We start from the raw sequence: 15035 nt of genomic DNA, 5'->3' as shown, positions 1-15035 counted from the left end.
ACGAGCTGAAGGGACCGTTGGCAAACGGGCCAATGGCTGAGATTCTGGATGGGTTCTTGGCGAAGCATACAGAAAGAGGTACTAATTAATGAGGTAAAACAGGGAAGGAGTCAATTTCGGATAACTGAGGATACTGCTCGTTTACAGTTAGAAGTGACCAGAAGTAGTTGCTCAAATTGAGTGTAGCCACGATGGCTGTTGTGCTCAAATTGTTCCTGTAGAGAGTGATATTACATTCGATTCATATGGTATTATTTGACATGAAATTTATGAGTGTTTTAAGTCTTACAGAAAAGGGCCTTTTGGAGTGAGAATGTACTGAGAAAATATTCTGTATTTAAGGGGCGGCGGGCCCCCTCGCCTCCACCAATACCATGAAAAACCCGACCTCGTGAGGTCGGGTTTTGATTTCTTATTCATGTTAAGGCACTTCTTTTCTTAAGCTACACCAGCTAATAGCTTGTCAACATTACCAGCAAAACAACTCGAGAACTTGTGTTATATTGATTAATGAACATGCCAAACAACCCTCCAATTTGAGTGGTGTTGGAAGGTTATATCATCAATTGTCTACTATGCTGGACGGAATGAGTTCTTACTTTTTAATATGGCATACAACCAGTGAACTAACTTATTCGCACACGCCACTAAAGCCACTTTGTGAGGTTTTCCTGCAGCTCTTTTGCGTTCGTAAAACTCTTTAATTCGAGTGTTGCGAGAGCGGATTAGTCCACACTGTACCGCCATAACTAGTGCGTATCTAAGCTGTCTGGAACCACGTTTAGTGATTCGATTACGTGTTGCTGTAACTTGCCAGAAGCAAAAACGCTGAGGTCTATTCCTGCAAAGGTAACCAGTTTCTTTGGATGATCAAATCTGTCGACTTCTCCAATTTCCGCTAAAATTGTTGCAGCAATTTTAGGGCCAATACCGGGAATCGACTGGATTAATTCATACTCTTCAATCTCAGTAGCCAGGGCATCTATGGTCTGTTCCAACTCAGAAAGATGCTCCTGGTACTGAAGAATAAGGCTGATCAAGATCTTAAGATTAATCAAGTGGCTCGCATACATCGTTTGCTGAAATGGGTTTTGTTTTGCGGCATCGAGCAACCGTTGAACTCGTTCGTTAATCCACCTTTCTGATCGCCCATGTTTTGAAGATAGAAGAGTATTGATTGTAATTTTTAATGTCTCTTCACTGACTTCCAGAACTGAGGATGAAGTCGGAAATTCATGTAAGAAGCGAAGGGACACGTTAGCATACATAGCCCCGAAAACACCTTTGTACGCTGGGAAAACTTGATCCAGAACGGCTTGGAATTGAAGCTTCGTCTGCACGCACATCTTGGAGAAGGACTCGTATTGTCGCGTCAGATCACGCATATTAAGCAGTTGCACACCTCTTTTTTTGAATGGTTCGAATTCCTCCCTATAGTAAAGCTCGCCCAGAAGATAAGCGCCAGCAGCATCCGTTTTCACTTTACGAAGATTGGTTTTTCGAAGCCGATTAGAAATGAGCGGATTGATAACGAAAAATAAATAGTGATACTCCTCTAGAAATTGGACAACAGGGCTTTGATAGTGCCCGGTTGCTTCCAGAATCACTGTAGGTCGATGACCTGATTCATGTTCGATGTCATGAATAACTTGAAGCAATATCTCGAGACCATCCCGTGTATGTTCGAAATGGAATATCTCGCGGTATGGTTTTCCTCGATCTAAGAAAGCTTGTCCGTGGCTTTCTTCTTTAGAAATGTCTAGCCCTATAACAGGGTTCATTTTTTCACTCCTCGAAGTAGATTTACCGGCAGCCCCTATGAACCTCCTTGTCGCTCCACAGCATCGCATGAGATACGGGATCCACGTCCCAACCAGCCTCAATCATGGTCATGACAAGTAGGGGTGAACATTATAGCGCTCGGGATCAAGTCCCACGGGCAGGTACGTTTGACCCGGCTACTCTAATCCTCGAAGCTAATGCAAAAAGGATCAACCAGAAAGAAATGGATGATCTCATAATACGAACGGACAGGTTAGCTTAAAAGCAGCATTTTAAAATGTATCACTAAGGTCAAACCGATTGGAAAATGAACGTTGGGCATGTCGGATGAAGCGGTAACTATTTAGAGTGACACTGCATTGTTAAAGGACATGAACATACATCCATGAAGCACCGCGCATAGCGCGGTTTTTTTGTTTTTGTGATTCCTCATTGCGAACAAGAACCTTCACTCATAGGCAAAGTAATCAATTTAAAATACTACCTTGACAGTCATAGTAATGTGTCGTATTATACAAATGCGAGGTGATTACATGAGTGAAAACAAAATTACATCCGACCTGCTGCGCGGACATACCGATACGATGATCTTGCGGCTCTTATCCGAAGCTGACCGCTACGGTTACGAGATCGTCAAGCTGATTGCCGATCGCTCGGGCGGTGAGTATGAATTAAAGGAAGCCACGATGTACTCCAGCGTCCGACGGCTTGAGGCGGACGGTGATATAGAGTGGTTTTGGGGGGATGAATCCCAAGGAGGACGCCGTAAATATTTTAGAATTACCGAAAAGGGTAAGGTTGCGTACGTCCGCAATATAAGCAACTGGGAGTACGCGAAGCGCGTTCTAGAAAACTTATTATAAGGAGAGATGATTTTATGCATCAGAAATTGACGAATTACTTGAACGGCGTATTTACGCCATACGATGGAGTAAAAAGCGTCACCGAATTAAAGGCCGATCTGCACTCCGATTTACAGGAGCGGTTCCGTGAACTCAAAGCGGAGGGCAAGGATGATGAGACAGCGTTTAAGATGACAATTGAGAGTATCGGCGACATCGAGCAAACGATCCTGGAGGTCGCCAACCTCTCCCGCTCGCTGGAACGTCAGGTGGTGACAAACTTTAGCGCAAGCAACCTGGCGAAAAGCGACTTTGCAGGCGTTACGGCCCATAAAGGACTGTTTAAAGGTAGCGCGTTGCACGGCTCCGACTTTTCAGGAGCAGATTTGACCGGCAGTTCGTTTAAGAGCAGCGACGTTCGCGAAGCCAATTTTGACGGCGCGAATCTGACGGACTGCAGCCTATCCGGACTTGACCTGACAAATGCAAGCTTCAATAAGACGATCCTTTTACGAACCAATTTCAGCAAGTCGGGGCTTGACGGAGCCAAATTCACAGGAGTAAGACTGACCGACGTGACGTTAACGCTAACCGATCTAAGCAAAACGATTTTTGAAGGATGTTTATTTGATGGGGTTGACTTCAAGTACTCCGCCTTGGGCGGGCAGCGTTTTGACGGGCAAACCTTTATCGGCGTTAAGTTTGACAAGGCGGCATTAAACGAAGTTTCGTTTAGGGGAGCAACGCTTAAAAATGTGTCTTTTGTTTCAGGATTTACGTTAACGAAGAAATACTATCGCGTCATTAAAACGATCTGCTTTGACGGAGCGATGATGGATAAGTTGACTTATGCCTCTCTTAAGGGCATGGAGGCCAATCTGTCTAAGGTTACCGTAATTTAAGGGGGATAAAAATATGCCAAACAAATCAATTAAAGTAACCGGGCTCGAAAAATCCTATAAGGATCTTCAGGTCCTAAAGGGCGTAGATTTTGAGGTGGAAGAGGGCAGTATTTTCGCGTTGCTCGGGTCCAACGGGGCAGGCAAGACTACGGTTGTCAAAATCCTCACCACACTGCTCAAACAAGATGGCGGATCCGTTACCGTAAACGGATTCGATGTTGCTTCAAAACCAGAGAATGTGCGACAAGCGATCAGTCTGACCGGTCAATTTGCCGCCGTTGACGAATTATTGACCGGACGGGAAAATCTGATCTTGATTGCCAAGCTAAGATACCTTAAAAACCCACGACAGGTTGCAGACGATTTGCTTAAAAGCTTCGGCCTGACAGATGCCGCAGACCGCAGAGTATCCACTTATTCGGGTGGTATGCGCCGCAGGCTCGACATCGCCTTGAGCCTTGTGGGAAAACCAAAAATCATATTCCTCGACGAGCCGACCACCGGACTCGACCCTGAGGCACGTATCGAGGTATGGAAGATTGTCAAAGAGCTTGCGGTCGGAGGTACGACGGTTCTTCTCACCACGCAGTATCTGGAAGAGGCAGAGCAGCTTGCCGACAAAATTGCCATTCTGCATGAGGGCAAGATTATTGCCAGCGGCACGCTTTCGGAGCTGAAACAGCTGTTCCCACTAGCAAAAGTGGAATATGTTGAAAAACAGCCGACATTAGAGGATATTTTCCTTGCAATCGTGGGCAAAAGGGAGGGAAAATAAATGGAGGGAGTAAAAAAGCACTTCTTCAGTGATGTAAGCATTATGCTAGGACGTTCTATGCGTCATATTTCCCGCAGCATGGACACCATCATTACGGTAGCCATCACGCCGATTGCGTTGATGCTGCTGTTCGTCTATGTGTTCGGAGGCGCCATTCAAACCGGAACGGATAACTATGTGAATTACCTGCTGCCAGGCATACTTTTAATCGCCATTGCTAGCGGAATATCCTACACGGCTTTTCGACTGTTCAATGATGTGCAGAAGGGCATATTCGAGCGGTTTCAAACCATGCCTATTTCACGCTCCGCATTTCTTTGGGGACATGTACTCACCTCGCTAGTATCCAACGCTATATCCCTAATTATTATCATTATCATAGCTTTGATTATGGGCTTTCATTCGTCTGCGGGAATACTGTCGTGGCTTGCGGTTGTCGGCATACTCGCTCTGTTTACGCTGGCATTAACTTGGATAGCGGCCATTGCAGGTCTGTCTGCAAAAACGGTCGATGGCGCAAGTGCCTTTTCCTACCCGCTTATCTTCCTACCGTTTATCAGCTCGGCGTTTGTTCCGACCGAGTCGATGCCTGCGGTCGTTCGTGCCTTCGCTGAAAATCAGCCGGTGACCTCGATCGTAGAGGCTATCCGTGCGCTGCTGTCAGATCAGCCTGTGGGCAATGATATATGGGTCGCACTTGCGTGGTGCGTCGGGATTTTGTTCGTAGCCTATTTCTTTGCAATGAGGGTGTACAAAAAGAGAGTGTGAAGAAGGACTTCGGGCAGTAATGATAATCTGGTAGGTGTCTTGCATGTGATGAATCTTCATTTCATGGAAATAAGCAGCAAAAAAGCACTGATGACTTTTCTTCATCAGTGCTTTTTTATGTCGAAAACGATTCTAAGTTATTGTTTTCATTTAAATTGCTTATTGCGTTCTTTTGGATATAACTAGGCGGAAGAGGAATCGATGCCGGAGAAGAAAAATATTAAAGGACAACTATGAGCGAACAAAAAAGCAGAAGCACACATCTGATCAATCAGGAGACTATAAGTGCGATTGATTTAATACCGGCAAACGATCTTTCCGAATACCCATTTTTCGCAAGAAGGCGCCAATTCCAGTGCATACGCCTATAATTGTTTTCGATTGGTAATGTCGCCTATGATGACACTTGGGTGAAAGTAAATGAATGGTGTTTTTGTAGGGTAGTAAGGACTGTTCGGATTTTTTCTCTTAGTAGTTTGACTACTGAGAAATTTTTACTGCAATCTTACGACCACTATTTACTTTGTGTAGACAATGAAAATTAAAAGCAATTTGTTTCTAGATCTTGACAAGGAAGAGAGGGATATTGTAATTTAATGGTGGTTCTAGATACTGGGTATTCAAGTCGAGGGATGGTGAAATGGTAATGGTAGCTAATTGGTGGCTGGCTCTCATTATTATGGTTGTATTAAACGGAATTTTGGTTTGGACTTTGCTAGTAGGGTCAGAGCCGTTAAGTCGAAGGGCCAAAAAGTGGTTCTTTATCGTCGTGAATGCTATTGGACTCATTCTCGCTATCTCTCAATTTTTTTGGATGGATTTTTAGTCTTGGGAACAATAAGCAAGGCATCTATAAGATCATTTAATTCAATAATTAGCAAGATGGGTGATGCAGTTCTGACTAGGAACTATGCTGTACTTGTCTTGTTTTTTTATTTTAAAGGGGCATTTCCTTGATCGGGTTTTTGTTATGTGTAGGATAACGTACTGGTAGAATACCTCTATAATTATTTAGTAACTTGAGAATAATTAAACTCGTTGTTAGTATTGGCAAATAAGCAGTGGATAGGAGTGAATGGTGTCGTGATTATTGTTGTGCTTAATGAGTTGAAGAAATAGCTGAATATATGAGGCCTCAATGGAGGTATTCGCAGTTATTATCTATAGAGCTTCTATTAGCAGCGCTCGTAAATGAAGAACGACAGCACTATTATATACCACTTACTCTGGAGCGACTTATGAGTGCGCTGATTTTATGTATATATCAGGTATTACGTACTTCATGCCTGTGAATAGGGGTTACCTAGGAGATTAGAGGCTACAGATGAAGCTATGTTCATTTGTAGTCTTTTTGCAATTATTGAGTATTTTAAGGTGAAGCAATCATTAGTATGTCGTGCTCACTAATTATTATTTTGAAAATTAATAAGGAGGAATAGGGCATCCACTAAGCGATTGGTGTGTAAATACGATAACTTATCACATATCAAGCGAATATTGCATTCGTCAGGCGGAGCCAGAAGAATGGGGATTGTATTGTTCGGTACATTATAACATGCAATATAAAGGATTTTTTTGAGAAGAAAGTTATGCAGCTCCGCGAAGAAATGCTTTTTGGATTTATAAGGGAGAGACTAAAATCGGGGGCGTAAGAATGGCACCTAATGCAAAGGATTGGCTACACGTAAGTTGCAAAGAGCCTTGGCTACTTTAAAAGATAAATACCCAGTTCTACGACTGTATGTCATGGAAGTCAATGATGCGGAGTCCGTATATTTTAATTTGGGGTTCGTACCCGGAGTACAGGAGATACAAAATATGTGTATTCCTGCAAGACAATAGTGGTAAACCAGATGAAACCCTGACCGCAAGAGGTTGTTTTTTTCGCGGCGAATAACACCCAGAGCCTTTGTATGGACATTTTTGATTGGGAAATTACATTAGTGTAAATTATATAGAAAATATTGGGACCTTATAGTATCATTAATTTGGTAGGCATACTAAAAAATAGAAGGGAACCAGCACATGAAAACAGGGAGAAAAATATTAACTTTACTATTACTATTATTTATGTTGTTTAACTCATTGGGGGTTGTGGCCCCAACTGTCAGCGCAGATTCAGCAACGGAATCGCTAAACCTCTCTCTCCCGAATGATTTGACGGACTGGCTAATGGATGAAGATGCTGGTTATATCTATGCAATCTCTAGCTCGTCAAATCATCTTTATTTTATTCGACTTAGCGATTTTAAGATCGAAAAAATGCTGAATGTTGGTTCAAACCCGTATTATCTTGCAAAGGATGGGCATTCTCTGCAGATTGCGCTTTCTGGAGCGACTATGATAAAGACGGTTGATCTCGTAACTCAACAAATAACGGACACGATTATTACAAACGAAGTACCTTACTCGGTGGCTGCTACTCCCAATCATCTTTTCTACGGAACAAGTGACAGGAAGATCTACAAATATGACAAGGCAACTCGAACGAGCAGCTTGTTACAGAGTAGTTATTTGTTTGATAGAGTAGCGCTAGCAGTTGATGAGTTATCCAATACACTCTATGTCGGTAATTTATCTTCTTATGCCGGAATAACGGCTATAGACGTTGAGACAGGAGCAGAGCTCAGTAAAGACATAGATGACGATATGGAGATTGGAGGGTCTTCATTATCGCTCAAACATATATTTATAGATAATCAATCCGTATATTTTGGCGGACATCAATTCAATAAAGATAATCTGTTAGAGACCACAGGCACCTATACTAGAACAAATGACGACTATACTTATCTCGAAGCTGTAATATTGGACGTAACGGATTCCTATGTTCTTACTACTCAAGGTGTATACGATAAAGCTACTTATACTCCGCTGGTTCTATTCCCTTCTAACAAAAGGTTTGCCTTGCTCGATTCGAACGGCCATGCGTATCTTGCAGGCATTGAGAATTGGTATGATAATTTAAATAAGATCACTAGAGTCGATCTTTCGATTCCGCAAAGGACTAGCGTTAACTTAACCGCTAATTCTTATTCTATAAGAAGCGATCAATCGATAACGGATTGGACTACCACGGACAATTCTCCTTACATCTATGCCATTGTGGCTAGCACCAACGAGCTTGTTGTTATTCGTAAGGACAATATGAGTGAAGTTAAGAAGATGTTCATCGGTTCTAATCCAAGAGAGATTAAAATTTTTAATAACAAGATTTATGTCATCTTTAAAGGTGAAAACCACATTAATATTATAGATTTGGAAAACTGGATTCCATCAGAAGAGCCCACTTCCCAAATTACCACGAAGAACTACCCATTTAATGTCTATCCTGATAAGAACAGTCGGATTCTGTACAATGGCGGGACATTTGGTGGCGGTATTAGCGTGACATCGGCTGTCTATACCTCTGTTACGGATACGGTCTATAATGAATGGAGCACAGGGATCTATAGTTCTAACAGCTATGTATTGGATCCGGATCAAGAGATTCTATATGGTGGAGATGGTTCCAACCTCTATAGATACAATAGTCAAAATTTTAGTCAACTTGAAAGAAAAAACATAGCAAATGGTTATTACTATTCCAATATTTTTCTTGACGAAAACAATCTGTATTATGGAAATCTTAGGTTCGATGCCAACCAACCTTCTATACTATTCGGGACTTATCCAGAAAGGATTATTTATGCGCGCGGGAGTCTCGTGTTCAGTAATGGAGCCGTCTATGACAGAGATAGTTTAACAAAAAAATACGATTTGTTAATGTACATTGAAGATGCCTATGTGAGTGCAGATCATACCATTTTCGTATCAACTGATAAGCGTTTATATAAATTTAATAACTTTGAAGAGATGCAAACCGTCATGAATGAGACGCGCCTGCCTGCTAATGCCGTTTTCGTAGATGAAGATTTGACCTCCGGTATGATTGACGGGTACTTGTCCCTTGAACCACCGATCGATCAGGATGGAATTAAAGGATATGCCGCGTACTATCTTGATCGGTTAGGCAATAAACTTATGCAAGTTGGAATATATAAGAAGACGGATTTATCGACAGATTCGCTCTTTGTTTATGAAATATTAAATTCGACCCTGCCCAAAGGAGCAGTCAGTATTGGGCTATATCCGATTATTCGATTTGACAATTACGGCAGCGAACGTACGCTGGAGGTTCATCTATCGGTTCCGATTTATGATGCACCAACATACCTGCCTGTCGACATGTCAGCGACTGATACGAATTTGGACATAAACAAGTTTTCGGGTACAGTGACATGGAAGCCGGGAATAAATGAAATACCCGATGTCCGTTATTACTTATATTTTATAGATGCACTTGGTGCCGTTGGAGATGAAATAGCCGTCGTGAATGGTGGGCAAAGTACGTATTCCGTTACTATTCCAGAGAAGGATGTGCCGGAGGAAGCTTTTGGAATTGGCGTTTTCATGGAAAGTGATACTTTCATATCGCCATTCTTTAGCAGAATACTATTCGAAGATAAACGGACTCCGGCTATCCTGGAATCATCCATTACCGTACACAAAAACATGATTCAAGCGGATAAGATCATAGTGAATAACCTTGCAGCTGGAGATATTATACGTGTTTACAGAGAGAATCAAACCGTCATCATAGGGGGCGGGATCGTTAAGCCGAATCAGAGCACAATTACGATTTATATTTTAAATATTGGAGATCCAGGCAATAAAATTTTCATTACACGGGAAACAATTAATAAATTTGAAAGCACGGGTACTTTAGTTGTTATTCCTCCTGTTACGGACGACAGCGGCGGAAGCGGAGGAACCCCCGGCGGCAGTGGTGGAGGAACTCCCGGTGGTAGCGGTGGGGGAATCCCCGGCGGCAGTGCTGGAGGCCCAAATGCTGAAGACTCCAAGATAGTGACTACAATCAAAGAAAACACAGATGGGACTTATTCGTCTATGACAAAAGTGACATCAGCATTTATTTCAAATGTAATTAGCGATCCCGACTTCAAGAAAAATCCGATAATCATTATCAAGGCTGATGAAAAAACAGCAACTCAAAACAGTCAATTCCAGTTGGATTCTAATACAATATCAAGTATTAATAATAACTCGAAGGATGCAGTACTTATTTTTGAATCAACATCTGGCAAACTTCAGCTTCCGGTGAATTCCTTGTCCTCGTCGGGTTCATTAAATAGTGGTTCGGAACAGAAGGTAGTCATTACGATTAGCCAAGCGGCAAGCGACTACAAGGCTAAATTGAGCGCTCAACTCAATAGCACTACCAATGTGCCGTTGGGAGTTCCTGTGGAATTTGAGGTTAAGTTGACAGGAAGCGGTCAGGATATCATTTTATCCAATTTCTCTGATTATGTTGGACATATAATGAATTTTAAATTAGCAAAAAAAGAAGACGCTGTTTATGCAGGCTTAACCTATGATCCAATTACACAGACATATGTCCCGGTTCCGACCACGTGGGAGTGGAAGGATGGCAACTTGCAGGTGACATTGAAGCGTAAGGGGAATTCCGTCTATACCGTTGTTCAAAACCATGTTGAGTTTAATGATTTGGATAGCGGCAATCCATATAAAGACAGTATCTTAGCGTTAGCAAACAGGATGATTATTAATGGATACCCTGACGGAAGCTTCAAGGCAATATCGGTTGTCACACGTGCTGAATTTGCTGCCATGCTCAATCGGGCTTTAGGTATTTTGCCTAAGGTGCAGGCTTCTAAAAGTTTTAAAGATATTACGAATGGAGTTTGGTATGCACCTCAGATTAATGCAGCCGTCGACGCTGGCCTGATTAATGGCTATACCGACGGTACTTTCCGCCCGAATCAAGAAATTTCGCATCAAGAAATGATTGTTATGCTGGTGAATGCATTGAAATATAGCGAAGCGAATGTAGTTATAAAGAAAACCTCATCGACAGAGTTTCCCGACAAGTTGCCAGATTGGGCAAAACCATATTATGCCGCTGCGTTGGATAATGGAATACTGCTGACAAACAGTCCATTCCATTTCCAGACTGGTAAGAACACGCAGCGTCAAGAGAGTGCCCTTTTATTGTATCAATTGATGAAGGTATTGAAGCTTACCAACGCTTAGTATGATGGAGATAAATTTTGGATTCGCCAAACCATATTTCACTTCCACAAACCATGAGAAACCTGGCCTACTGAGGTCAGGTTTTTCATGGTTTGGTGGGCAATATAAAGCTTGAATTGTTCTTTTGAAAAATAGATTTTTATTTTCTTGTAACATAAGAAGAGTTAGGAAGAATTTAAATAAATTTGAACGGATATTTAAGTTAAAAGGTCCGTTAGAGAAATCAATTATAATAAAGGAAGAATTGTTTTTTGAATGTATTTGGTGTCTTTAATCCCGAAGAGAATCAGATTCAGTTTGAAAAAAACAGGAAGTGATCTTCGGATAAGGATTCTAATCTCCCTTCGCCTCCGCCATGTGATACCCCGACCGCAGAGGTTGGGGTATATGCTATCTTAGATATGCTACACACTGCTTAGGCTTGATTGACTTATATAAGTTAATGAATAGGCTCTAATGCCAGTGAGTGAATAATTTCCTCTTGGGAAAAGGGCTTTTTCCTGCCCAATTGTCGGACCTTAACCATAAAAGGGCTTGTAGGATTTTTCATATGGTAAAAGCCAGGCATACGCATGACTCTTGATAGATTGGTTATCATGGGATCGGAACTGAATTTTTTGGCTAAAGCTTTTTGAATAGGAACAAACTTGCTTACGGATCCACTTTGAAGAACCCAATAGATGTGATATCCGTTTTTCGTTTCGATAATCATCGTATCCTTAATGTGAGCCCAGAATTTTTTTATAAATGCATTCTTCAATTTTGCTACTCTTTGTTTTTTTCGCAGGGCTAAAAGATGGTATTGGCCTTGTTTATTTTTTTTTACTGTAATAGATTGGAGCTTTTCTGCAGGATCGGATTGAATGGATTCGATCATCTGTTTGACTTGTTCTTTTGTGTCTAAATGCATTGATATCTTGTTTAGATCTACATCGATGAACTGTGCTCTAATTTTTTTGAAATCACTAGATCTTGTTTCTCGGTAATTGATCTCCATAAATACGGCGTAGCCTCTTTTATTTTGACTGAGAACATGTATGCGTTTATTTATCTTGGAAAAAAGCGTGAATTGAGGAGTACGTTTTTCGAGTAGATTTAGAGGTTTGTGCAGTGCCATCGCTGGGTGATTAGAAGAAGAGCTGAATCTCTTGTTTTTGTTTTTAGCGTCATGGACTAAAATAAAATGCAGTTGCTCGTTCTGCTTGCAGCCTAGTTTTTTAATGAAAAGACGTGCGTGACTGGAGAACCTTCGCAAATTTCTGGAATAGCTCATTGAACTTAAACGTTGTGCCATTGAACAACATCTCCTTTATAGCATGCGTTACATTGTCGGTTCTGTTCTACACAATCATATTCTGGCAAGAGGACACAAGTGTAAATGACAATACCCATTTTTCAATATTGGTATGCGAACAAAACAATCAAGGGCGTTTGCTAGAATGACATTAGAAGTGCGGCTACATCCGTAGTGTAACGGGCAAGATAACATAATCAAATACAGCTATATAACTCCATTATATTTGGCATAATATTCGGTTGATGAGGTCAAACAGCTCTAACTAGATTTAGAATAAAAGAGAGATCGAGCCTTTTACAGTGGGCGAGAAGGAATACTGTTCCAGATATGAAGAAAGGAGGGGTGTTGATGTGTTCTAAAAATGTGTTGACACAAAAGTGGTTAGGAGCCATACTATGTGTATGAACAACAATAATAAAAGAATAGATGATATTGACGCTATTCCCTCGCTTGTCCAATCCAAGCGGCAGATTGATCGCTATAACCTAGACATAGACGCACAGGCTATACTCGTCGCGTCTAGGCTAATGGCAGCGGGAGCAAAGCTTGGGCATGCCTCGGAGATTCATTTCTCTAGATTCGGTTTATCAACAGGCCGATATCGTTTATTGGCAGATCTTGAAGATAACGAAGGAGAAGTGTTGCCTTCGCAATTAGCGGAGCATCTAGGCGTTACACGTGCTACAGTGACAGGTCTTATCGACATTCTGGAACGAGATGGGCTAGTATCTCGGCGATCAAGCTCAGACGATGGCCGTCAGAGATCGGTTATTTTGACGGAAGAAGGAGCGAAGAAGCTCCGCGAAATGGCTCCCGAGCATTTCGCTAGGCTAGAAGCAATGGTGGGCTTACTCAGTATCGAGGAGCGCAGCGTATTTCTCGACTTGCTAGGCCGAGTTACACAAGGCATCTCAGCGCTTACGGGCGAGCTAGGCTCGAAACCAAAGGGAAATATCAGTAGTGAGTAGAATGGGCTAGTGAAGCTAGCCTATTTTTACCCTCATATAGTTAGGACGCTAATTATATTCCGCTAAAATCAATCGTTGAACTATTTCAAAGAAGAAGGGAGCAACTAAATGAACAAGATGAAATACCCGAACCAGACAGACGATGTTTACGCCATCAAGGCTGTTGGTTCCAAGAAAAAGACATTTGTACTATGGCGTGAGGTTGTAATGGCCTATGCTGCTCCTGCCATCATGGCAGGTATCGGGGGATTGGTTACTACCGATAGGGGGCTTCAAATAGGGGCATTGACCACAATCGGCGGCGCATCGGCCTTGATTGCTTTGATGATTGGCCTTTTGTTGCGCAGCCGAGTGGGCCGTATACGATGGGTCATCGGTGCACCTCACTTGGTTGTGGTAGGGGTGTTTGCATGGGCCGGGTCCTCGTTTGGCTTATATGCCGCATGGTTGACATCTGTTTTACTGGAAAACATGATTCCGAGCAATCACTTGGCCTGGGTCGGTCGCGTCTGGATCGATTTCCCGTTGTCTGGATTCATAGCAAGCACGATAGTGACATGGCGATGGCGTTTTGCCGTCACAACTAATTTTTCATCCAAAAGGAGAAGAAAAAAATGATAGTTATTATGGGAGCAACAGGTACGATAGGCAGTGCGCTTTTGAAACGTTTGGTTGATCTTGGCGTACCCGCCAGGGCGCTGAGCAGAGAGCCAGAGAAGTTGCGTAATCAGATCGGAGAAAAAGGCCGATCGACTATCGAGGTCGCATCGGCGGATGCTTCCGACCCCGAGTCGCTGCGCAGTGCGTTCACAGGTTGTAGCCAGCTATTCCTTGCCATGTCCAACAGTCCAAGACAAATCGAATTGGAAACTTCGATCATTCAGATTGCCGCCGAATCTGGAATCAAACACATCGTAAAAATATCCAGCCCTGCCTTTGAGCAGAGCTCTCCAGTGGCAGTGGCAGGCTGGCATCAAGAAATCGAGAAAACACTGAGGGAATCGGGTCTCGCTCACACCGTGTTGCGCCCTTATGCGTTTATGCAAAACTTAATGCGCCTTGCGCCATCGGTTACAACCCAAAATGTTTTCTTCGGCTCCATGGGCGATTCTCCGTGTAATTTCATTGACTGTCGCGATATCGCAGATGTTGCCGCAGAAGCTCTGACCAATGGCGAGGTATCAGGCCAAATATATACGCTTACTGGTTCGGAAATTTTCAGTTATCCCCAGGTCGCGAGTCGACTATCCACCCTGCTTAATCGGCCGATAAGCTACATCAACATGGAACCCCGAGTACTACTCCGCTATCTTATCGAGCACGGGCATATGCCTTCTTGGCTCGCGAACCACGTTGTGGAAATTCAAACCATGTCTACGGTGGTGCCAGAAAGCCCAAATGACACTGTGAAGCGATTGCTCGGCAGAGAGCCACGCACGCTAGACGCCTTTCTGCATGAGTGTGTAGAAAATTTCCGGTAGAGGCGGAGTCCACCTATTTTGAAATTTGTGTCGTTGGCAGCATTTTGTTCCGATCCCAGACAAGTCATTGAGCTAACGGATAACGATAGCATTCCTGTAGAGCGTT

The 15035-nt window shown here is 42.7% G+C and carries 9 protein-coding genes and 1 pseudogene; 8 read left to right on the top strand and 2 right to left on the bottom strand.

Translation table 11 applies throughout. The features are described 5' to 3' along the window. Nucleotides 1–573: 573 nt before the first annotated feature. Nucleotides 574–1781 (bottom strand): annotated as a pseudogene (locus tag A7975_RS10655) (IS110 family RNA-guided transposase). 534 nt (nt 1782–2315) lie between these two features. On the opposite strand from A7975_RS10655, the gene A7975_RS10650 reads away from it, so the two are divergent. The 5 genes from A7975_RS10650 (at nt 2316) to A7975_RS10625 (ending at nt 11183) form a co-directional block, all read left to right on the top strand. Next, nucleotides 2316–2645: a PadR family transcriptional regulator gene (locus tag A7975_RS10650; protein ID WP_053373220.1), complete on the top strand. Its 330-nt coding sequence runs from the start codon at nt 2316–2318 to the stop codon at nt 2643–2645. A gap of 14 nt (nt 2646–2659) precedes the next feature. Next, entirely contained in the window at nt 2660–3526 is an 867-nt protein-coding gene (locus tag A7975_RS10645; protein ID WP_065385154.1) for a pentapeptide repeat-containing protein, read from the top strand. Nucleotides 3527–3539: 13 nt separating this feature from the next. Beyond that, a complete protein-coding gene (locus tag A7975_RS10640; protein ID WP_053373218.1) occupies nt 3540–4301 on the top strand; it encodes an ABC transporter ATP-binding protein in 762 nt (253 codons plus the stop codon). Next, a complete protein-coding gene (locus tag A7975_RS10635) occupies nt 4302–5069 on the top strand; it encodes an ABC transporter permease (RefSeq protein WP_053373217.1) in 768 nt (255 codons plus the stop codon). 2025 nt (nt 5070–7094) lie between these two features. Then, complete coding sequence (locus A7975_RS10625) at nt 7095–11183, top strand: S-layer homology domain-containing protein (RefSeq protein ID WP_065385153.1); 4089 nt, start codon at nt 7095–7097, stop codon at nt 11181–11183. A 439-nt stretch (nt 11184–11622) separates the two neighbouring features. On the opposite strand, the gene A7975_RS10620 is transcribed toward A7975_RS10625, so the two are convergent. Continuing rightward, the gene (locus A7975_RS10620) at nt 11623–12477 is read right to left on the bottom strand and encodes a DNA-primase RepB domain-containing protein (protein ID WP_065385152.1); all 855 of its coding nucleotides are present in this window, start codon (nt 12475–12477) and stop codon (nt 11623–11625) included. A 404-nt stretch (nt 12478–12881) separates the two neighbouring features. Here A7975_RS10620 and A7975_RS10615 point away from each other — a divergent pair, with 404 nt between their 5' ends. The 3 genes from A7975_RS10615 (at nt 12882) to A7975_RS10605 (ending at nt 14929) form a co-directional block, all read left to right on the top strand. Next, nucleotides 12882–13448, top strand: a complete 567-nt coding sequence (locus A7975_RS10615) for a MarR family winged helix-turn-helix transcriptional regulator (RefSeq protein WP_053377527.1) — start codon at nt 12882–12884, stop codon at nt 13446–13448. Between the two features lie 108 nt (nt 13449–13556). Further along, on the top strand, nt 13557–14066 hold the full coding sequence (locus A7975_RS10610) for a hypothetical protein (protein WP_176707710.1): 510 nt from the start codon (nt 13557–13559) through the stop codon (nt 14064–14066). After that, nucleotides 14063–14929, top strand: coding sequence for an SDR family oxidoreductase (locus A7975_RS10605; protein WP_065385151.1), 867 nt, complete (start codon nt 14063–14065; stop codon nt 14927–14929). The genes A7975_RS10610 and A7975_RS10605 overlap by 4 nt, the downstream gene beginning before the upstream one ends. Nucleotides 14930–15035 lie beyond the last annotated feature (106 nt).

The organism is Bacillus sp. FJAT-26390 (assembly GCF_001682865.1).
Taxonomy (GTDB): Bacteria; Bacillota; Bacilli; order Paenibacillales; family Paenibacillaceae; genus Pristimantibacillus.
This window is presented reverse-complemented; position numbering and strand designations above follow the sequence as displayed.